Origin of the sequence: Lysinibacillus sp. NPDC093197, assembly GCF_044754025.1 — a bacterium.
Lineage (GTDB): Bacteria > Bacillota > Bacilli > Bacillales_A > Planococcaceae > Lysinibacillus.
This window is the reverse complement of sequence record NZ_JBIVOH010000002.1, coordinates 1-19,435: the sequence shown is the minus strand read 5'-3', so window position 1 is coordinate 19,435 and position 19,435 is coordinate 1. Positions and strand designations below refer to the sequence as shown.

Genomic DNA, 19,435 nt, shown 5'->3' with positions numbered 1-19,435 from the left:
GGGATTTATATGCCAAAATGTATTAAATGTAAGGAGAAATGGACTTGGAAGCAGTCGATGCGTTCGATTGTGACATTTTCACGATTCATTAGCTGTCCATATTGTGCAAAAAAACAAATGTTTACATCAATGACACGCATTTCTATTTTACTATTGGTATTTGTACCTTATATCACAATGCCTTATGTGATCGATAATGAAGTGAAAGGCTCAGCTGTAGCAATCGGGATTGCTACCTATTTAATCGTATTACTTATGATGATGCCGTTGTTAATGGATCTTCGTGAAATACCAAAACATTTACAAAAATATGCACAAAAATAATACATAAAAAAAAACGCAGGGATATGACTTTCCTGCGTTTTTTATTTGTTGATTGAAGATAACTGCCACGCTTTTGCTAACTGTTGAACCCCATGCTTGATGTCTTCCATTTCCAATTTACTAAAGCCTAATTGCAGTATTGGTTCAGGTGTGAGATGTTCAAGAAAATACGGGCTTGTCGGATACACTTTTACGCCGTATTTTTCTGCAGATTGGATAAGTTGTTCTTCCGTTTGTTGGACATGCAACTTGACCAATACATAAAGGCCTGAATGTTCCCCTAGTATTGTAATATTGGCACCAAATTGTTGTAGAAGCTGCTCAACAAGATAGTTCATTTTCTGTTTATAAATAAGGCGCATTCTTTTAATATGACGTGTCCACTCACCATTTTTCATAAATGCTGCCATCGTTAATTGATGAAGGGAGGATGCATTATGTTCAAATTCACTAAACTGTTCCTTGTAACGATGTAGAAGTGACTTTGGTAATACCATATAGCTTAGTCGAATACCAGGTAAAAAAGATTTTGAAAAGGTCCCAATATAAATAACCCGTGAATGATCAATGGATGCAAGCGCAGGAAATGGCTGCTGCGCATAGCGAAATTCACTGTCATAATCGTCCTCGATAATGTATCCATCCACTGTTTTTGCCCACTGAATAATTATTTGGCGTTGCTGTATAGACATTGTGACGCCGTAAGGAAAATGGTGTGAAGGTGTAACATATAAGAGTCTTGATTGCATTTCTAATAATAATTGTAGCTGTGCACCTTGCTCTAAAACAGGGAGTGCTTCTAGTTCAAAGCCGTTTAGTTTAAACGATTGTCGTGCGCCAAGATAACCAGGGTCCTCGACAATTACACTTGCGAAATCGTGCTTCAAAATAAAGCCTAAGTACAGTAACATTTGCTGTGTACCACTACCAATAATAATATTATCTGCTTCGCATTTAACCCCGCGTGCTTGTAATAAGTATTGGACAAGCTGCTCTTTTAATAAAGGTTCCCCAAACGGTTCCCCATACACAAAACTTTCCTCTAACTGGAGTGCACGATTAGCAAAGTGTCGCCATGCCTTTAACGGAAAATGTGCTTGATCGACAGCTCCTGCCCGAAAATCAATCATTATAGCAGGAGGCACCTGCTTAACGTTTGGCGGAAGCAATGATGCTTCCTTGTCCTTTAAAAAGACTTGTTCCAATACATTGACGAAATAGCCTTTGCGTCCTTCACCTCGTATGTATCCTTCTGCTACAAGCTGCTCATAGGCAGTCAAAGTAGTATTCCGACTGACCTGTAACGTCTCCGCCAACCTTCGAATAGAAGGTAGAGAATCATTCGACTGTAAGTTTCCTTGCTCAATTAAAGCCTTTAATTGCTGATAAATCTGTTTATATTTAGGCTCTTCATTGCTAAATGGAAAAATAAAATCGTGCATATGTAAGACCTCCTTGACATGCAAAAAGAGATAATAATGTTCTTTTTTATATGTCAGATAGTTATGTATTATAGTACAGGAATCCACGTTGAAAGGAAATGACATATGAGGTTTTTATAAGGGAAATGTCCTGCTTATAAATGACAATAACTGTTTTTTGAAATGTACTTATTGAAAAAAAGCCATATTATAATGTACAGTTAATGGATATTAGTGATTATTTCAAATGCACGCGTATGGAGGAAGAAAAATGAAGATAGTAGAACTACCAATTAAATTTGAATTTAATGGACAAAAGAACACTATTTATCCGAGCTTAATTGTTGTGAATGATGAACTAACGTTGGTCGATACAGGGTATTCAAATTTTTACCCTTTGATTGAAGATGAAATATTAAAAAATGGCTTTGAGATGAAGAATTTAAAGCATATTATTATTACGCACTACGATGATGACCACATAGGTTCCTTATATGATTTTAAAGCAAAACATCCTTGGGTTAATGTTATAGCAAGTGAAATAGAATCGAAATATATTAGTGGTGAAATGAAGTCTGAGAGATTGCTTCAAGCTGAAAAATTGCTTGAAAATATGTCACCAGAACAAATAGAATTTGGTAAATGGTTTATTCAACAATTAAAGGATTTAAAGCATGTTGCAATCGATAAAAAGGTACATGATGGGGACGTGATTTTAAACAATGAGTGTAGAGTAATAGCTACACCAGGACATACTTCAGGGCATATTTCTTTATATTTTCCAAAGTTAAACAGCGTTATTACAGGCGATGCAGCTGCACACGAAAATCAAGAATTGGTCATTGCCAATCCACATTTTTGTTTAAATATAGAGAACGCAGAACTGTCTTTGCGTAATATTAAAAGCCTTCAAGCTGACACGTACTATTGTTATCATGGTGGGAAATTTACTTTATAGTAGGGGTTGTTTTCGCATTATCTTAAAACATACTATTTAGATTTGAGGCAATTAAGAGGGAGTACTAAGGTTAAAAACGGAAATCGGTGACTCGATGAAAAAAGTCACCGACTCTTTGAATGTTAAGTGTGTTGTGTTTGCTAGTTTTCTACAAGTGCATATGAAACGGCATTAAAACTTTTTCTTAGCCTTACGTTGTATCGCTTTAAGGGAAATTTTTTTTAAGGTTTTTTTTGCGTATTAGAGAAATTTTAAACGCCATAGTTTATGCAGAAAAGAACATGATTTCATCCTTCTTGCTATTTGCTATGTGAGAAAGGGCATCTGTCTTAACCACTTTGATCAATCTGATGAAAAATGGATAAGGAAAGGTGTAAATATGTTAATGACCCTTTAGCAACTCGCATTATTAGAAATGGTAGAAGAAGAAATAAAACAATACTAGGCTATTAAATGAGAAATTGCATTACACTATCACTCCTTGCATAATGGGAAGCAAGAGATACGTACTACATTAGACATTAGCTTTGATTAGGATAGTGCATTGCTAGTTATACTTCTATTAGCTATTATTAATCGAGAATCCTCGAAAAAGAAAGGTCGGTTTTATATGACAGAATGGCCAAAAGGCGTTGCTAAGCCTGCTATTCGTGCATTGAATGCTGCTGGATATACACAATTGCAACAACTAAAAGAGGTCGATTTAGCGAAATTAAAAAATTTGCATGGCATGGGTCCCAAGGCGCTTGCTGCAATTGAAGCAGCATTAAAAGAAAGTAGGTAACAGTTTGAATAAACTTAGATTGTTTTTATTAGCAATGGTCGTTTATTATATCTTCGTTATTTTTGTTGTTAGTAAGCTATTTATCTTTCCGATTATAAAAGTTATGATGCTTATTTTCTTTATTGGAGCTGGCTTACTATTCACAAGAAGGATGCGGAAGAAATTACAATAGAATCTTTTAAATATAGAATATGTAACTAGCGGAAAAAAATCGCGATTTCAATTGGAAGTTCTGTAGGTAAGGTACATAGGTTTCTTGGTTTTTGAACAAAGTATAGTTTGACCATAAACAGTCGATTGAAAGGTATAAACAACCTTTAATGGGCTGTTTTTTGAAGAGTTTTATTGTATATCATTTTATTATCTGAAAATTTTGTGAAAAGAATGGCGAACCAGATGTCTAAGAAAAATATGGTTGTTAAAATAAAAGAGTCAAATTGTCTTTTCTAGTTGATAAGTAGTTCTTATACTATTTTGCAGAATTCTATGCATGAGAGGAGGAATTACCGTGAGTAAAACTAGACTTTCTTTATAAAAATGTATTGTTTAATTATCATCAATCGTAGATTATTATATCTTCTGCAATGTGGTCATTTATCATATTATCGCTATGTTTGTTTCATATTAAGAGGAGAATGCCTGATTATTTTTAGTATCTTGCTATTATTTATGAGTTTATCCCTTTTATCAACTTTAGATGGGGGTAACTCTCTGTAATTTAATAGATAATATAAGATGTCGCAACTTAAAATGAATCTAATTCGAAGGAAGGGATGCGATTGATTTCAATTTTAGTTGTGGATGATCATCCAATTGTTTTAAAAGGATTAAAGATGCTGTTAAGGGAAATAGAAGATTTTAAACTGGAAACAGAGAAGGATCCTCATAATATTTTGTGTAGAATGCAAAAGGAAGAATTCAGTGTATATTTAATTGACGCAAATATGGCGATAACGAACGACTTAGAGCTAGTGACTAAAATAAAAGAAAATCAGCCCCATGCGATTGTCATTGTATATACAAGTGATAAGATTAGCTTCTATTATTCGCTACTATTTGAAAAAAAAGTGAATGGTATTGTTTCAAAAAACGCTTCCATTGAGTTACTCATCTCAACAATTCGTTTAAGTGTTCAAGGAAAGATTGTAGTTCCAGCGGGTTTTTTAGATTATATTAATGAAAAAATGCATGATAGATTTTCTAACTTAAAGCTAAGCCATAAAGAAAAACAGTTAATTCAGATGCTAATAAAAGGCTATCCAAATAAGAAAATTGCAGCAACACTCAATGTTTCTGTACGAACGGTAGAACGCCATTTATCTCAGCTCTTTAGCCTGTTAGGCGTTTCTTCAAGAATAGAGGCAGTTAAGGTTGCGAAAGAAAAACAATTGATTGATGAATATAAAGGTGAATGAGAGAAGTGTCGATAAATAATCGGCACTTTTTTTTATATGGTTTTATACGATAATGAAGAATCATAACGCCCGAATCAATCGAAAAAGAAAATAATCCATTAAAACCGACTCTTTAAAAATCTATGGTCTAAATCTCAATAGAAATAATTATGTAACCGACAATATTTTTGACGGTACCGACAAAAATATTGTCAGTTGAAATGTCTGTAGTTGAGGATTTATGATTTAAATAACTCGATTAGAGATGTGCTATAGCAAATAATATTTAAGGAAATAAAAAACTCGATTGTATACCTTGCTTGTTAGGAGCAGGATTAGCTCTGAAGGAGTAGTCGCTTACTGCGCTTTTAAAGTTAGAGCATTTATGATAAACATTATCCAGAAAGGGGGTTTAATTTAAAATGATTAAAAATATTTTCTCATTGTTATTAATGATTTGTGGGCTTTTAGTGGGCTTAACTTTGCTTAATATTATTCAACTACCTTTGATTTTTCCTTACGCTGGTATAATTATTAGTACAACAGTTATTTTAATAATTCTTTTCAAAAACAGAATGAATTTAGCTAGGTAATTAATAATAAAATTTTTACAAGCCCACTTCTTAATTTAAGTGGGCTGTTATTTTTGTTATTACTTTTCACAGTATTAACTTTCTAATCCTATTAATTTTACCTCCCCCTTAAAGAATCAGACGAAAAATTATATTATTATTTTCTTATTTTTCTGATGATTATTCATTCTAGTTTTATAATAACGTTTGCTCCCGAAAAAGTGAATCGGCTAGTACTTTTATTTCAAAAGTAAATATCAGTGAGTTAATTGACTATAACCGACGATGATTTTGACGGTAACCGACAGAAATTTTGTCGGTTGAAATATCGGTTGGTGAGGGGGTATGATTAAATTAACTCGAGTGCAAGTATGCTATATATAGCAAATTTTAGATTAAAAGTTCTAAGGTTTTCAGAATTGATTAATTAGAATATTTAATGCTCAAGTATCATACAGGGATATCTTGTGGCAGAGTTGATATTTTTTGTGTTACGTGACTGCATTTTATAGCAACACATGTTTGAATAAGAAAACTAAAACCTCAAATTAATAAACAAATGCAGATTAAATAATTAAGATAAATTAATCTCTATATAATTAACTGATAATTCTAATAATTAAAGATCTGTTAAAGAAAATCTGAAGTTTATTTCTGATTATGTAGAAAATTAATTTTTATAGTGAGTTTTTAATTTTATGCCAAAAGATTAATTTAGACTGAAAAAAACGGTTATCTATTACAAAATAAGGAGGTTGTATTTATGGAATATATAGAAAAAAACTTAAAACGAAAATTCGATTTTGATTTAAATCAAGAACTAGGTATTTCTTTGTCTTCAAACTATTTAAAAAAACCTGATAAGACCGGTGGAGGGGGCGGTTGCTGTTGCTGCTGTTGTTGTTGTATGAATAGCAGCTCATCAAGTTGATAGCGCGATATTGCATTAAAATAAAAATATCTAATGTATTACATTAGATATTTTTATTTTCTTACAAAGGAGAGATAAGAATGTATGAAATTAATCCTTATTTACTGTATTCAATAAATAAAGAAAAAGAGAAGCAACATATTGTACAAACTAAAAGTAATTCAATGATTATTAAGAGTAATCCATTAATTAGCTTTTTGTCTTTTTTAGAAGAGAATGAATTATCTTGTATATCTAAATTTGAAATTTATAATTTTTTTGAAGAAAATAAGGAGTTTTCAGATAGAGTAATTAGCTTTTTATGTGATAATGATATTTTTAAAACGAAGGTGAAAAAAGATTTAGACTTTTCAAATATAGCTATATATTCAAATGATAAAAAAAATGAAGTTGAATATCTCTTTAGGATGGTATTTGATGAAATGATTGTTTTAAATACTTTAGAAGATGAAAAGAAACTTAATGAAATAGGGATATTGTTTATATTATTTAATCCATTTAATCTAAAAAACTTGAAAGGAGTAGTTGAAAAATTAAAAGAATATGAAAATTTAGTATACAAAGTAATTTTCCCATATAATAATTCAATTTATATTTCTAATTATTATTCGAAAAAGTGGAATAATCCATGTCCATTATGTTTTTTTGATAGTCTAGAAGCCCAATTAAGAGGAAATATAAATGGGTATAATAATCCCAATTTCCAAATGATGATTGACCTGATTTACAAAGAAAATATAGAGTTTGAATATGATGGCTTGATTTCTGAAAGAGATTATCTTCCTTTGATGAACATTATTTTAAGGGATATAACAAATGAAAAAATTGAATTAAAAATAGATAAAGTTTATAGAATATCTTTAAAAGATTATTATGTAAATACTGATTTTTCTTATTATTGGGAGATGTGTGATTGTTATGAGTAATTATTGGAACAAATATAAAAATATATATATTGATAAAAATATCGAGTACCAAATTTCTAAAATATTTCAATATTCAACACTTAAAACTTATAATTCGAATACTACAGAAATTATTAATTTATTTGAGTTGGATAGAATGAAAAAGCCGGAAATATTTCATAAAAAAATAATTTTAGATAGTCTACCATATTTTATCAATAATATAGCCATAGTTTTAGAGAAAATAGTCAATGAAATTGAATATGTAATTTTCATTCCTGTATTGGTAATAAATACAACTATTAATGATTTGAATCCTGGAGCATATATGTTTGATTTAAAACAAAAAAATTTATTGTTAACTATGAAATTTACCTCTAAAAGAATAAAATACAATCCTCCCATTTCTATACATTGGTTTTTAGATTTAGAGTCTGCTATTGCTTTATTTGGACAAGCAATTGTATTAGAAGGGACAAAGTATGTCTCTAAGGTACAAACTCTTTTTGGAATATATTTAGAAAATTTATTTTCTATAAAATGTAAAGAATTTAATATATACATGTACAGTCAAAGGTTTACAAAAGATGTTAATTTAAATTCAAGAATATGTATATTGTTAGGGAATAATGAAATAATTATTTAGGAAATTAGATAATATATAACTATATTATAGTTATATCGTTCGATTGCATTACTAGTCTAATATTTTAAAACAAATTTGATCGGAGTTGATATAAATATGGGGTTTTTATTGAATTCAACAAGGTATTTTTCTGATAGGGGGGTCTTTTTAAATCACCATTTTAATAATTTTATGATTAGAGAGGATAAAATGGAAGTTAAGGCATACGAAGTAGGTTTTAAGAATAGAAGAAAAAATATTCAAAAAGTATTAGGAGAATTTTTTGAAAGAGAAATATTAATTAATAATAATGATTCCAAAATAGATTATAAGTTTTCAAACAGTTTACTAAATGGAGAAAAGAAAAGTGTTGCTAAAAATAAATTAATTGCAAAAGATAAATTTGTTGATTCTTGTGGTATGGCAGCACATACAAGTTCGTATGCTGTAATAAAAAATGCATTTTTGGAATTTTTCGAGAGACAAAGTTTAATTGTTAATTATCTTACAAAAACTCCGGAAGATTCGATCAATATAAGTAAATTTCATAGTTTTAACACTTATTTATTGAATTATGTTGATAATGTTTATTACTATAATATTTCTTTGTCACCAAAAGTTTTTGTGATTTTAACATTAGGTATAGGAAAAGTAAATAAATGTACAGGTCTTGGAACTTCGTTTATTTTAGAGGAAGCAATAAAGAAAAGTCAAATTGAAGCTTTACAATACTTTGCAACAAAACATACTAAAGAATGTGAAATTGATTTTGACAAAAATGATGATATAGAACAAAAAGACTTATATCATAAAAAATTTGATTCGATAACCATACCACAGTTTAGGAAATTATATCATTATTTATTAGAGACAGAGTCAACTATTATTCGGCAAACTGTTGCGCAATTAAATTCTGAATTTTTAGAATTATTGGATTGGTGCAACATTAATCTAAAGATGAACCCTATGATTAGCATGTTCCCAAGCCATAGAAAAATTCCACATTTAAAAATAGTAAAAGTTTTCGATACAAATTGGTTTCCACATTTAAATCCCTCTTTATACACTAAAGAAAATATAGATAATGTTTCTAAAATTATAGGGAAAAGGCTAGATTATAATATAGATTGGATACCATTTCCTTGAAATTATTAGTTACCAAGATTTTTGACGGAGAAGGTGATTTTATGCAGCAAGCAAATGCGATCCTGAAATTAAATTTAACATTATTACTGAAAGATAAGATTTCTTTAATATGGGGATTAATTCTACCAACTATTACCTTATTATTCAATATAAATAACATTCAAAATTCAAGTGTTTTAGTATACTGGTGGGTATATATTTTTTTTACATCATTTGTATATGGTGTTGGATTATATGCTTTAAGTGAAAAGGATTCTGGTATATTAATATTTATTTACTCAATTAAATGGATAAATTTCCAGTTCTTTTTAGGATGCCTCTTAACTCAAATCGTTTATGGTTTAATCTGTATGATACTTTTCAATCTGCTTGCTTCCATATTATTAAGCTTTAATTTTATCATTTTATGTTTTTATGGTTCATTAAGCTTAATTATTTGTATTCCATTGGCTTTTATTTCTTATAACTTTACCTACATTAAAAGCTTGTATAGTACATCTATTACTTCAATTTGTAATATAATTGTTTTTTCAATGTTTATAACGATTGGTTTTTCAAATAACCTCAATCACTATAATCCTTTATACAAAATTGCACAAGTTCAACTTAATTTATTACAAGGTATAATCCCTTTAGGATCGCTTTGTATACTCATCCTACTCGCTCTTCTTAGTTTACCAAGTATAATTTTATTCAAACCAATTTCTATTGAAAATAGGTGATTAAATGATTTGTGTAAATGAACTATTGATAAAAGAAATCAATTCAAAAGTCACTTTAAAAATAATGAATGGCATTACTTATATTACTGGACAAAATGGTACGGGCAAAACATTCTTTTTAGATTATCTATGCAAAATTAGAAAATATCCGGTTAACGCAATAACAGGTAATAACAATGTTATTTATATGAGGCAAAATTTTTCATTTTATAATCGATTAAAAGTAAAAGAATTTATAAATTTTATCTATGATTTATGTGGAGAAGATAAAAATAATTTTTATTTTTTTCTAGAACAAAATGCTTTTCCTTTTAAAATAGAAAAATTAAAAAATACAAAATTAGGCATGTTATCAGGAGGTGAACGAAGGGCAATTTATATACTCGCTATTTTCTCATTAAAAAGAGAGTGGTATGTACTAGACGAACCATTTGCTTTTTTAGACAAAGAAATGAAAAATATCATTATTGATATAATGCGTAAATTAAAAAAAGATAATAAAAATATTATTTTCACAAACCATGAATATTATGATTACATGGAAGAGATGGTCGATCATATTATAGATTTTGAGAAGGTAAAAGTTCCATTATCACGCTTTACATAAGTAAATAAACCCACTCAGATTTCATTTCTGTAGCGGGTTTTACAATTGCTATTGAAAAATTCCCTTATTCATTGATGTCATAAATTAAAATATCAAATAACTTTTCGTTTGCATAAAGCAGTATCGCCCATTGTCCTTTTTCTGGTATTTTAACGCCTGATGGGGCATGGGCATCTGCTCCATTATTTGCCCCTCCAAGGTCAATTGTCCAGCCAGTCGTTAAGATTTGATGAATTGTCCCTGTTTTTTTGTGATAACCTACTACCGTTAACTTTGTTTTTGTAGGATTTTCAATTCCCCAAAGATGCCACATCCATTTTTGAACATTTAAGCTTGGCGCGTCAGCACCAATAACACCTGACTTATTTTCATTTCCAATAATATTGTTATTGAAAGTCACCGCTTTTTTATCCCAGTCGATCTTTTCAAAATCACTTACTTCAACAAAATTAGGAATACCTTCGGGTAGCGATACCTCATTATTTGTTTCATTTGATGTACAAGCTGCTAAGGATAATAAACTTAAAAAGACTAACACAATCGGATATTTTCTTATCGTATTAATTTTTAATCCCCCCTTAAAGAATCAGACGAAAAGTCTTGTTATTAGTTTCTTAATTTTCTAATTATTTAATAATTTTCCAGCCCACTCAGTAGAAAAATTTTCTATAACCGACAGCAATCTTGACGGTAACCGACTGAAATTTTGTCGGTTGAAATGTCGGTTTATTGCAAGATAAAATTTAATTAACTCGAGTATAAGTGTGCTATAGCAGAGTATAACTGTATTGTTTAGAAGAGTTGGAGTTTGATGAAAGAAGGAAGGGGTGTATTTATGAAACATATAATAATATCATTTGTTTTAGTTGCTATGTTTTTATTTGGAGGAGAAGCAGTAACTGCAAATGCAATAAGGGTTAGTGATACTTGGAGCGGTACTATTCGTCACTTTAGTTTAATGACTGGATTAACAAATACAATTTATACTTATAACATTGATGTTGATAAGAATTATCTTGCTAGAGCAGAAATTACTTATAGTGGATATACCGCTAGTTACTATACCAATAAATTTATGGATCCCAATATTTCTCTTGGTTTTAATGCATCTTTTATCTATAGAACAGGAAATGCTTCTGGAAATGTGATTGGTTCTGTCTCTTCCTTGGAATGGAGTCAGGGAAATAAATACAGTTATGTTCTACCAGGTGATCCTTATAGAATAAGTTCTGGAGGTTCAACTAAAAATATTGTAGCCAAAACAGGTGAGAATGCTCACTTAACAACAACATTTGTTATAACATGTGAAAAAGACACTGCTAGTTTGGCTTGTGGAGATAGAACATTTACGAAACCTATATAAAATTTCAGAAAGGAGAGCTTGATGTGCAAAAAAAAAATAGAATTATTATTTTTTCAGTTTGCGCATTGTTTTTTATAGTAGCGTTTAGTAGGCAAATAGTATTTGGTAATGAAAAAAATGTTACAAATAATGTTAGTGTTGATTTAGAAACAGCTGTTGCAAAGGTTTTAAATGAAATGCCTGATGTGACTAAAAATCAAGCTAAATCTTTAGGAAAAAGTGTAAATTTAAATTCACAGTCAGTAGAAAATACGATGGATAACAAAAAAGCTGAGTTTCGCTTGAAAGTCCATAATGAGATGAGTAATTTGAAACATGATAATGCTTACTTGGAGAAAGTCGCTATAGAGGAAACAGCAAGATATATAGACGCAATTCGAATTGCTGAAGAGATTTATGGTGTAAGTATTACCCAAGAGGAAGTAAATCTATATATTGCTACAAATGTTGCGGATGTCGTGTTGCCCGAAAAAGAGCGCTATGCTAAGGCATTGGGTATATCTCTTTATGATTTAGATTATAACTTTGATCGAGATTTTTATGTTATGGACACGCTATGGGATAAATTAATGCCAGTTTTACTGGAGCGTTACCCGAAAGAGGATGGGGAAGATCCTAATTTATATTTAGACAGAATAAAAAGTGAATTTTATAGCCATTCTTCAATAAGATGATAACTATATATTAATAGAAGCTCCATAAATAATTTTTGCTAATAAGGAGGAGTCTTCATGAAAAGAATGACAAAACTTTATTAGTATTAGTATTAGGATTATCAGTAATAATGCTAAGCGCAACAGGAGTAAGTGGATATAATGCTAAATTGATATTATAGAGAGGTGGTTACTGATGTTTGGTATGGTAGATGACGGTAAAAAGATAGTTCGTGAGGATATTTATAGAGCATTGGAAGAAATAGCGATGACAGATGAAAACATACGTAAAGCACTTCAAGCATGGGAAGAAATTAGTCAAGATCCAGATAATATTATCGCTTACCAATCACGGGTCAAGTATTTGCTAGATGAAGAGGCTAAAATTGAAGATGCAAAATACTACGCGGAACAAGAAGGAATAGAAAAAGGAATAGAAAAAGGAATAAAACAAGGGATAGAAAGCATTGCGAAAAAGATGATTTTAAAAGGGAATAGTGATAAAGAGATTATGGATTTAACTAACTTATCATTTGAAGAGTTACAAGCATTACGCCAAGAAGTTAAATAAAGTAAAAAGCATTCAAGGGAAATTGACGATTCCTTGAATGCTTTTTTGCGTTAAACGAATTTTTTTAAACCGTTCTTAAACGCCCATTTTTCTACGTGTATTACTTGTTTTTTTCGTTTGTTGGCTTTTCATTTTCTTTGTTGAAGTGTCGCCATTCATTTTACCCTTAGTTGTAGCGTTTTTGTTCTTTTTGTTTTCAAGCTGTTGCTTTACTGCTTCTTGCAGAGTCATTTTCTTTTTTGGTGCTTCAGTCTGATTATTTTCTGTCATAGGAGATTCCCCTTTTTGAATATGATTGTTAATAGTTAGTTCCAGTATAATCTATTTTCCGTAATTTGTGAAACTCAGTACAATACGGAATTTTAGCCTCGTAACATACATGGCTAAGAAATCTATTTCTGGGGTATAAATTAATAAAGAAAAGCTCTGTGATAATTTACAAATAAATGTTTAAAATATGCATATTTTCATTTGATTTTTCTCATTCTAATATATACAAGCACATCGAAAGGAAGTGGAAAGTATTTTGTACAGCAGAAAACAATTCATCTGGGCTTATTGTATTTCTAGTGTTACTTCAATTATTGGCACAATCGCTATTTTTTTAATATTAGATTATTATCAATATACAGCTGATTTTGGTTTATTTTATAAACTGTTACTTTCATTTATTAGTGGAGGACTTATTGCCTTTGCTTTAGGGCTTATATTAATGAATTTATACTTTGAAAGTAGTTTTTCTCACAATAAAAAGAAAGTGAACGATGTGATATAAACGATAAAGTCGATTGGTCCGAAATGTTGGAATTCAATCGACTTTTGATATGGGATGTTAAAATTGGGTTTATTTTAAAGAATCCAGACTATTTCAACGATTAGATAGGCACATTGTGGTTCTATACAGAAAATACTTTGATAATATCTAATTCTGCCTCTTCCTTTACAATAAATGTTAATTCTACCTTTTCAACGCTTAATAAAGAGCATGTGATTTGAATTTTATGAGTTGAAAATGTGCATCTTACTTATTTTTAAATGGGTAGTTTAGAATGAAAAATATGACACCTACAAATACCCCAAAAATAATTGAACTTATTAGGTTTGATATACTGATATCATCAGTGTTCACAATTATCATGATGAAAATACTTATAGAGAAAAATAAAGATGCTACTACTAATCTATTTTTTATTATATTTTTAACTTTAAACACCTTCTCTAACTAGCCAAGTATACTTTTTGATTATTCACAGTTACTACTTTTTCCAGGGAATTTCTTATTCATTTCTTTTGCACACTGATATTAAATATACCCTAATGTTGCAATTGCTCCAGCAATATTGGATTTAATACAGAGCTTTAATATATGTGAAGCAGCTAATTTGAACTTTTTATCATATATTAAATTCGCTAAGGTGCTAATTGAGGAAACTAAACCAAAATGTGCTTTTAATCCTTTGGAAAGACAGCTGTTTTTGTGCCGCTCTGTATTCAGCATTGTTCTCATTAAATGCCATTCACACGCAACAGCACTAGTTCCAAAGTTCGATTGGATAGAAACATCTACTTTATTAATATCTATGATTAAATTTTCATCTTCGAATGCTTGAATAAGCTCTTCATAACTATCATATTTTTTTAAACTGTTTACAAATTTTTCTTTATTATATCCTAAAAATTACCTTGAGTGTCAGTATCAATTCCTTTTTCATAAATTAACTTTAGAGATTCCTCAATCAAAGCGAGAACCTCTTCGTCATCTGGGTATTCGTTCGCAACCGTTTATTCTGTAAATACACCAAGAATAGAAAACATTACAATAACAACGACCATAGTTCCTTTAAATAATGTATATGGACTATTTTTTATCATAATATCACTCCAGTTTAATGTATTTAATAAAAATTATTTGCTATTAAATGGGTACTTTAAAATAAAAAATATCCCAGTAGCTATTGCAGCAAAAAGAGTATATGCAAGTAAATCTTGTAGATTTATAACATCAAAATCCTGTATTAACTTAACGAAAAAAACGATAAAGAAAAAGCCAGATGCGATTAATGCTTTATCTTTTTTTGTATTATCTTTAATGGAAAACACCTCCTGAATATTTTGAGGAAGAGTCATTTAATTTAAATAGAAGAGGTTCATATATGAGTGAATGCCTATCCACCGAACTTCATTAGTAATAGAAGTACTAATCAAATCCAAAAGGAAATCTTATATCCAAAAGTGTAACAATACATGTTAAGAAAAGAGCCCATACCATTGTCGTTAGTAATCTTCTTGTATAGGAGGATTTTGGTGTTTCCTTGTAAGGAGAACCCGTTACAAACAAAGATACAAAAATAATTAGCGTAAAGTACAAAAAATATGCGAGCGATTGATAATACCACTTGAATCGTCACCAACTCTCTATTAAGAATGAAATAGTAAATTGTATTCCAGCATAAGAAGATAAGAAGGTAGTAGGTTCAGTTGCTATGCTCCATTCCCTATTAAAAGGGAATGGAGCAAATATAGTATAGTCTATTTACCATTCACACGAAGTAAAGAAAAGTCTAATCAAATCCAAAAGGAAATCTTATATCTAAAAGAGTAACAATACATGTCATGATAAGAGCCACTACCATAGAGGCTAGTAATCTTCTTGTATAAGAAGACTTTGGGGTCTCCTTGTAAGGAGAACCCCTTACAAATGAAGGAATAAAAATAATTAGCGTAAAGTACAAAAAATGTGCGAGCGATTGATAATACCACATAATACTTCACCAACTTTCCTTGAAGTACGAAATGTTTGATAACTTGAATTGTACTTTTTGCACGAGAATGTTACTAATTAAAATCCTTATGTGCCAAATACCTAGTTTCATAGTAGAAGGGGCGATTCGTAAATGAGGATTTGCCTGCACTTTAGTTGCGCCTTTTTCGAATCGTAAAAGGTTGTCCATTATATAATACGTTTCTTCAGGACTTATCCATTCGATTGTGATAATATGCGCTGTTGTTTGCGCCGTTTACGCCAAGTGTTACTCCTAAACCAATACCAGTTGTTTTTACTGCTTTTGAAACAACAGTTTTAGCAACATTTTTAACGTGTACATTTGCTTTGTTTTGATTGGCTGTTTCTCTAGCTATTTTTGCATCTGATATTCCACAAACTACCGCACTAGCAATAGTTGTAACTGGCCATATCTGATCATTAGCCGTTTTTTTAGCTGCATTGGCAATACTTGTTCCCCAACTCGATTTAAGTCGTCCTCCTTTGTCATATTATGGTTTATTTACTAAAATTTTATCATTGAGAATCGTTCTCGGTCAATCGGTTCGCGGGGAAATTGTATTAGTTTTTTGCCAATAGTTGATGATGAAAGAGAAGCATTACTAAGCGATTTGTCAGTGTTTTATCATAAGAAAAAGCTAGTTGCACAAAGGTGATTGTGCAGCTAGCTTTTTGCTTTAGGTTGGAGGTATAGTCCGCGGATGATACCCGCTATGAAGATGATGAATAACAAGGCAAGAAATCCATAAGCATGCCATTGTTGTAAAATACGATTGTGTCCCATTGCCACTGATAAATCATTGAAAAGTGAATATGTAAAATACAGCAAAATACTGTTTTTCATAAGACAGAAGGTGATTATCCCATTTTGTCGCTCAATATGAGATAAGGTAGGCTTATGTTTACGTACTAATGGATAAGCCGCTTTTATTTCCAAGTAATGCAAAAGTAAAAAGAGCATTAACGCTACAAATGGTAAATAAAAGATAGCGATTTTAGGCCCGAACTGTGCATGGTCCGTCGTAAAGCTTTGTAAAACTGGAATGGAGGAGGGGAGCTTTCGATATTGAATCAAAGTTGCGGTAATGCCAGCTGTAAAAATGGTTGCCACAATTATTGTTAGTTGTTTACACAGCTTTGGAGTAGGTGTTTTTTGTTGTGCATGCATAAGATCACCTCGATATTGTCTTCTTTCAAAATAGGATTCTGTTATACTGTAACATAAGATTGATATCAAGTGGTTAGAAAGAAGGATTAGATGGAATACGTTTTATTTTTAGTAATCGGTATTGCAGGTAATGTCATCGGCACATTAGTTGGCGGTGGTGGATTAATCACATTACCAACAATGATGTTGATGGGTGTACCGGTTCACTCAGCAATTGGAGCGAATAAAGTTTCCAATATGGTAAGTGCTTTTTCTAGCTTTTATACGATTTTTAGAAGAAAGGAATTGTCTTGGGCGGAAATGCGTTCAGTTCTGCTTGTATCTTTGATTGGTGGAACTTTGGGTGGGCTCTTTGCTTCCTTTATGAGCGGCCAGACGTTAACGCTTATTGCTATTATTTTACTTGGCTTCGCACTCATCATGTCCTTTATAGGTGGGGCAGATTTTGGTGATGTAGAAAGATTTAAAATGACTAGGAAAAATGGTCCCATTTTGCTGGGCGTAGGATTTTATGATGGCTTATTTGGTCCTGGTAGTAGTACATTGGCGCTGTATACGTATGCGCATGAAAAACTTTCCTATATAAAAGCTGTAGGCTTGTCTCGTGTTGGTGTTTTTGCGATGTGCTCAGGGGCAGCCATTACGTATATTGCCACTGGAAAAATAGAATGGCCGCTCACAATCGTTTTAATGCTTGGATCCATTATTGGTGCACAAATTGGCATTGTCCTTGCAAGAAAGGTAAAGGCAAATCAAGTAAAGATACTGTTACGTGTTGTGACAATAGTGCTTATTCTACAACTTGTTTATGATTTCTTCCAACAGTTATAAGGAGGGTTCGCATGTTTGAAATTTCACCTTTTCCAACATTTTCGTGGTCACTTTCACGCCATAAAACATTAACAAGCTGCGCCAGAAAATATGGCTATGAATACTATTTTTCTCATAATGGATGGCTGAGCCATCAGGTGGAACCATTTCACCAGCATGTGTATCGCTTAAAAAAGCTGCAAGCGATGCCTATATTATTTGGGCAAATTGTCCATCGATTAATCGAGCAAACAATTATCGATTATTTGCAAACGAAGACAGTACCATCTGTGTCAGAGCTTGTAAATCGTGCGCGTGGCCAACTAAATGCTGCCTTTATTGATTCGACTCGCCATGTGGATTTATGGAGACATAAACCTAACAAGTTTTACATGATGCAGGAAATCTATTATGAGGGAAAGCTAAATGCTGAGTTAATTACAGATTATAAAAATCGAATGGAAGCGGTGTTTACGAACTTTCTTCTAAGTGAGACGTTTTTACAAATTACTGCTCATACAGGATCATTAAGAATTGGTGAGCCCGAACAGTTTCGCTCGATGAAAATTGAGGATACACAAGTTTTTGTCGTGATGGACTTTCATTATTACGATGATATAGAAGATAAATGGATTATTATTGACTGGAAAACAGGTGGTCAATCAGACGATGATCGTCAGCAATTAGCACTTTATGCTTATTATATCCAACAAAAATACGGTGTTTCATTAGAAAAAATCGAAGTTTATAATGAATATTTAGTGACAGGGGAACGCAAACAATATATGTTTACATCGTTCGATATGGACAATATTTTACATACATTTCGACACAGTGTTTTAGAAATGAAAAAGTTTCAAGCCGATATCCTTTTAAACGAGCCAGTAGACCTTGAAGATTTTGAGCAAACACAAGATAAATGGCGCTGTTTGAGATGTAATTTTAAAGAGCTATGTTCCAACAAATAAGTTGGAAAACTAAGCAAGTGACCAATCATTAATCATCGACATGATTTTTTTGTGGAAATTATCAAAATAAAGTCTAATGGGAGGAGAGTTAACTATGCAATACTCTATACAGCCAGTAGCGATTGTAAATAATAATAGAAAAGAAATTGAGGATGATAATTGGGGTTCAATAATATCAACAATTGAACTTACAGAACATTTTAATGAATCGTCTTTAAAGGGTGTTGACGAGTTTTCTCACTTGGAAATCATTTTTTATTTTGATAAGGTTGCTGATGAAAAAATTCAGTACGATGCAAGACATCCTAGAAACAATAAAAATTATCCCGAGGTTGGCATTTTTGCACAAAGAGGAAAAAATAGACCCAATAAATTGGGGGTAACTATTGTAGAACTAATAGATATAAAACAAAGAACATTAATTGTTAAAGGATTAGATGCGATAGACGGAACACCTATTATTGATATTAAACCTGTAATGAAAGAGTTCTTACCAAAAGGCGATGTGAAACAGCCAAATTGGTCAACGTCATTAATGGATAAATATTGGGATTAAATTGATTTTTTCTAACGTAATTTACCTATTTTGTATTATTGGAAAAAGACCACTCCGTGATGAACTGCCCCCCAATTGTTTGAAGTGACCCCTAAAAGTTAGACACGGTTTTTTCATTTAGGCAGCTTGGGTAAACTGAGTTCGGTATTGTACCGGACTCAGTTTTAATTTTGCC

Annotated in this window: 23 protein-coding genes; 19 read left to right on the top strand and 4 right to left on the bottom strand. The window is 31.2% G+C overall.

Annotation, left to right across the window (positions count from 1 at the left end; translation table 11 throughout):
• Positions 1-9: 9 nt before the first annotated feature.
• The gene (locus ACIP9G_RS05990) at positions 10-324 is read left to right on the top strand and encodes a TIGR04104 family putative zinc finger protein (protein WP_401018255.1); all 315 of its coding nucleotides are present in this window, start codon (positions 10-12) and stop codon (positions 322-324) included.
• A gap of 41 nt (positions 325-365) precedes the next feature.
• Here the strand turns inward: ACIP9G_RS05990 and pdxR are convergent, their stop codons facing one another.
• The gene (gene pdxR, locus ACIP9G_RS05985; protein ID WP_401018253.1) at positions 366-1,766 is read right to left on the bottom strand and encodes a MocR-like pyridoxine biosynthesis transcription factor PdxR; all 1,401 of its coding nucleotides are present in this window, start codon (positions 1,764-1,766) and stop codon (positions 366-368) included.
• Between the two features lie 250 nt (positions 1,767-2,016).
• On the opposite strand from pdxR, the gene ACIP9G_RS05980 reads away from it, so the two are divergent.
• From ACIP9G_RS05980 to ACIP9G_RS05930, 11 genes are all read left to right on the top strand, one after another.
• On the top strand, positions 2,017-2,703 hold the full coding sequence (locus tag ACIP9G_RS05980; RefSeq protein ID WP_401018251.1) for an MBL fold metallo-hydrolase: 687 nt from the start codon (positions 2,017-2,019) through the stop codon (positions 2,701-2,703).
• Positions 2,704-3,313: 610 nt separating this feature from the next.
• Positions 3,314-3,487: a helix-hairpin-helix domain-containing protein gene (locus ACIP9G_RS05975; protein WP_401018249.1), complete on the top strand. Its 174-nt coding sequence runs from the start codon at positions 3,314-3,316 to the stop codon at positions 3,485-3,487.
• Between the two features lie 4 nt (positions 3,488-3,491).
• A complete protein-coding gene (locus ACIP9G_RS05970) occupies positions 3,492-3,659 on the top strand; it encodes a hypothetical protein (RefSeq protein WP_401007405.1) in 168 nt (55 codons plus the stop codon).
• A gap of 607 nt (positions 3,660-4,266) precedes the next feature.
• Positions 4,267-4,902 carry a response regulator transcription factor gene (locus tag ACIP9G_RS05965; RefSeq protein ID WP_401018247.1) on the top strand — a complete coding sequence of 212 codons (636 nt, stop codon included), beginning with the start codon at positions 4,267-4,269 and terminating at the stop codon, positions 4,900-4,902.
• Positions 4,903-5,303: 401 nt separating this feature from the next.
• Positions 5,304-5,474, top strand: a complete 171-nt coding sequence (locus tag ACIP9G_RS05960) for a hypothetical protein (protein ID WP_401018245.1) — start codon at positions 5,304-5,306, stop codon at positions 5,472-5,474.
• Between the two features lie 742 nt (positions 5,475-6,216).
• A complete protein-coding gene (locus tag ACIP9G_RS05955) occupies positions 6,217-6,384 on the top strand; it encodes a hypothetical protein (protein ID WP_401018243.1) in 168 nt (55 codons plus the stop codon).
• 80 nt (positions 6,385-6,464) lie between these two features.
• Positions 6,465-7,310 carry an McbB family protein gene (locus ACIP9G_RS05950; RefSeq protein ID WP_401018240.1) on the top strand — a complete coding sequence of 282 codons (846 nt, stop codon included), beginning with the start codon at positions 6,465-6,467 and terminating at the stop codon, positions 7,308-7,310.
• The gene (locus ACIP9G_RS05945; protein WP_401018237.1) at positions 7,303-7,935 is read left to right on the top strand and encodes a hypothetical protein; all 633 of its coding nucleotides are present in this window, start codon (positions 7,303-7,305) and stop codon (positions 7,933-7,935) included. Before ACIP9G_RS05950 ends, ACIP9G_RS05945 begins: the two co-directional genes overlap by 8 nt.
• 96 nt (positions 7,936-8,031) lie before the next feature.
• Positions 8,032-9,060: a YcaO-like family protein gene (locus tag ACIP9G_RS05940; protein ID WP_401018234.1), complete on the top strand. Its 1,029-nt coding sequence runs from the start codon at positions 8,032-8,034 to the stop codon at positions 9,058-9,060.
• Positions 9,057-9,782 carry a hypothetical protein gene (locus tag ACIP9G_RS05935; RefSeq protein ID WP_401018231.1) on the top strand — a complete coding sequence of 242 codons (726 nt, stop codon included), beginning with the start codon at positions 9,057-9,059 and terminating at the stop codon, positions 9,780-9,782. Before ACIP9G_RS05940 ends, ACIP9G_RS05935 begins: the two co-directional genes overlap by 4 nt.
• Positions 9,783-9,786: 4 nt before the next feature.
• Positions 9,787-10,389: an ATP-binding cassette domain-containing protein gene (locus tag ACIP9G_RS05930; protein ID WP_401018228.1), complete on the top strand. Its 603-nt coding sequence runs from the start codon at positions 9,787-9,789 to the stop codon at positions 10,387-10,389.
• A gap of 64 nt (positions 10,390-10,453) precedes the next feature.
• Here ACIP9G_RS05930 and ACIP9G_RS05925 read toward each other — a convergent pair whose 3' ends face one another.
• Positions 10,454-10,927 carry a hypothetical protein gene (locus tag ACIP9G_RS05925; RefSeq protein WP_401018225.1) on the bottom strand — a complete coding sequence of 158 codons (474 nt, stop codon included), beginning with the start codon at positions 10,925-10,927 and terminating at the stop codon, positions 10,454-10,456.
• 270 nt (positions 10,928-11,197) lie between these two features.
• On the opposite strand from ACIP9G_RS05925, the gene ACIP9G_RS05920 reads away from it, so the two are divergent.
• The 3 genes from ACIP9G_RS05920 (at position 11,198) to ACIP9G_RS05910 (ending at position 12,976) form a co-directional block, all read left to right on the top strand.
• Positions 11,198-11,752 carry a hypothetical protein gene (locus tag ACIP9G_RS05920; RefSeq protein WP_401018223.1) on the top strand — a complete coding sequence of 185 codons (555 nt, stop codon included), beginning with the start codon at positions 11,198-11,200 and terminating at the stop codon, positions 11,750-11,752.
• A 23-nt stretch (positions 11,753-11,775) separates the two neighbouring features.
• Positions 11,776-12,426 (top strand): hypothetical protein, encoded by a 651-nt coding sequence (locus ACIP9G_RS05915; RefSeq protein WP_401018220.1) that lies wholly within the window; start codon positions 11,776-11,778, stop codon positions 12,424-12,426.
• A gap of 175 nt (positions 12,427-12,601) precedes the next feature.
• Positions 12,602-12,976, top strand: a complete 375-nt coding sequence (locus ACIP9G_RS05910; RefSeq protein WP_401018217.1) for a hypothetical protein — start codon at positions 12,602-12,604, stop codon at positions 12,974-12,976.
• Positions 12,977-13,051: 75 nt separating this feature from the next.
• Here the strand turns inward: ACIP9G_RS05910 and ACIP9G_RS05905 are convergent, their stop codons facing one another.
• Positions 13,052-13,246, bottom strand: coding sequence for a hypothetical protein (locus ACIP9G_RS05905; protein ID WP_172771304.1), 195 nt, complete (start codon positions 13,244-13,246; stop codon positions 13,052-13,054).
• Positions 13,247-13,502: 256 nt separating this feature from the next.
• On the opposite strand from ACIP9G_RS05905, the gene ACIP9G_RS05900 reads away from it, so the two are divergent.
• Positions 13,503-13,751, top strand: a complete 249-nt coding sequence (locus tag ACIP9G_RS05900; protein ID WP_401018213.1) for a hypothetical protein — start codon at positions 13,503-13,505, stop codon at positions 13,749-13,751.
• Between the two features lie 2,671 nt (positions 13,752-16,422).
• Here the strand turns inward: ACIP9G_RS05900 and ACIP9G_RS05895 are convergent.
• Positions 16,423-16,926 carry a DUF1648 domain-containing protein gene (locus ACIP9G_RS05895; protein WP_401018210.1) on the bottom strand — a complete coding sequence of 168 codons (504 nt, stop codon included), beginning with the start codon at positions 16,924-16,926 and terminating at the stop codon, positions 16,423-16,425.
• Positions 16,927-17,016: 90 nt separating this feature from the next.
• Here ACIP9G_RS05895 and ACIP9G_RS05890 point away from each other — a divergent pair, with 90 nt between their 5' ends.
• From ACIP9G_RS05890 to tsaA, 3 genes are all read left to right on the top strand, one after another.
• A complete protein-coding gene (locus ACIP9G_RS05890) occupies positions 17,017-17,757 on the top strand; it encodes a sulfite exporter TauE/SafE family protein (RefSeq protein ID WP_401011706.1) in 741 nt (246 codons plus the stop codon).
• Between the two features lie 11 nt (positions 17,758-17,768).
• Positions 17,769-18,704, top strand: a complete 936-nt coding sequence (locus ACIP9G_RS05885; protein ID WP_401018207.1) for a PD-(D/E)XK nuclease family protein — start codon at positions 17,769-17,771, stop codon at positions 18,702-18,704.
• A 94-nt stretch (positions 18,705-18,798) separates the two neighbouring features.
• Positions 18,799-19,260, top strand: a complete 462-nt coding sequence (tsaA, locus tag ACIP9G_RS05880) for a tRNA (N6-threonylcarbamoyladenosine(37)-N6)-methyltransferase TrmO (protein ID WP_401018204.1) — start codon at positions 18,799-18,801, stop codon at positions 19,258-19,260.
• The last annotated feature ends 175 nt before the right edge of the window (positions 19,261-19,435 follow it).

Excerpts from the sequence above, each read along its gene's own strand:
- ACIP9G_RS05945 (WP_401018237.1), top strand. The coding sequence starts at position 7,303 with ATGAGTAATTATTGGAACAAATATAAAAATATATATATTGATAAAAAT.
- tsaA (WP_401018204.1), top strand. The coding sequence starts at position 18,799 with ATGCAATACTCTATACAGCCAGTAGCGATTGTAAATAATAATAGAAAA.
- ACIP9G_RS05960 (WP_401018245.1), top strand. The coding sequence starts at position 5,304 with ATGATTAAAAATATTTTCTCATTGTTATTAATGATTTGTGGGCTTTTA.
- ACIP9G_RS05910 (WP_401018217.1), top strand. The coding sequence starts at position 12,602 with ATGTTTGGTATGGTAGATGACGGTAAAAAGATAGTTCGTGAGGATATT.
- ACIP9G_RS05905 (WP_172771304.1), bottom strand. The coding sequence starts at position 13,246 with ATGACAGAAAATAATCAGACTGAAGCACCAAAAAAGAAAATGACTCTG.
- pdxR (WP_401018253.1), bottom strand. The coding sequence starts at position 1,766 with ATGCACGATTTTATTTTTCCATTTAGCAATGAAGAGCCTAAATATAAA.
- ACIP9G_RS05950 (WP_401018240.1), top strand. The coding sequence starts at position 6,465 with ATGTATGAAATTAATCCTTATTTACTGTATTCAATAAATAAAGAAAAA.
- ACIP9G_RS05885 (WP_401018207.1), top strand. The coding sequence starts at position 17,769 with ATGTTTGAAATTTCACCTTTTCCAACATTTTCGTGGTCACTTTCACGC.
- ACIP9G_RS05955 (WP_401018243.1), top strand. The coding sequence starts at position 6,217 with ATGGAATATATAGAAAAAAACTTAAAACGAAAATTCGATTTTGATTTA.
- ACIP9G_RS05980 (WP_401018251.1), top strand. The coding sequence starts at position 2,017 with ATGAAGATAGTAGAACTACCAATTAAATTTGAATTTAATGGACAAAAG.
- ACIP9G_RS05940 (WP_401018234.1), top strand. The coding sequence starts at position 8,032 with ATGGGGTTTTTATTGAATTCAACAAGGTATTTTTCTGATAGGGGGGTC.
- ACIP9G_RS05975 (WP_401018249.1), top strand. The coding sequence starts at position 3,314 with ATGACAGAATGGCCAAAAGGCGTTGCTAAGCCTGCTATTCGTGCATTG.
- ACIP9G_RS05990 (WP_401018255.1), top strand. The coding sequence starts at position 10 with ATGCCAAAATGTATTAAATGTAAGGAGAAATGGACTTGGAAGCAGTCG.
- ACIP9G_RS05890 (WP_401011706.1), top strand. The coding sequence starts at position 17,017 with ATGGAATACGTTTTATTTTTAGTAATCGGTATTGCAGGTAATGTCATC.
- ACIP9G_RS05895 (WP_401018210.1), bottom strand. The coding sequence starts at position 16,926 with ATGCATGCACAACAAAAAACACCTACTCCAAAGCTGTGTAAACAACTA.
- ACIP9G_RS05930 (WP_401018228.1), top strand. The coding sequence starts at position 9,787 with ATGATTTGTGTAAATGAACTATTGATAAAAGAAATCAATTCAAAAGTC.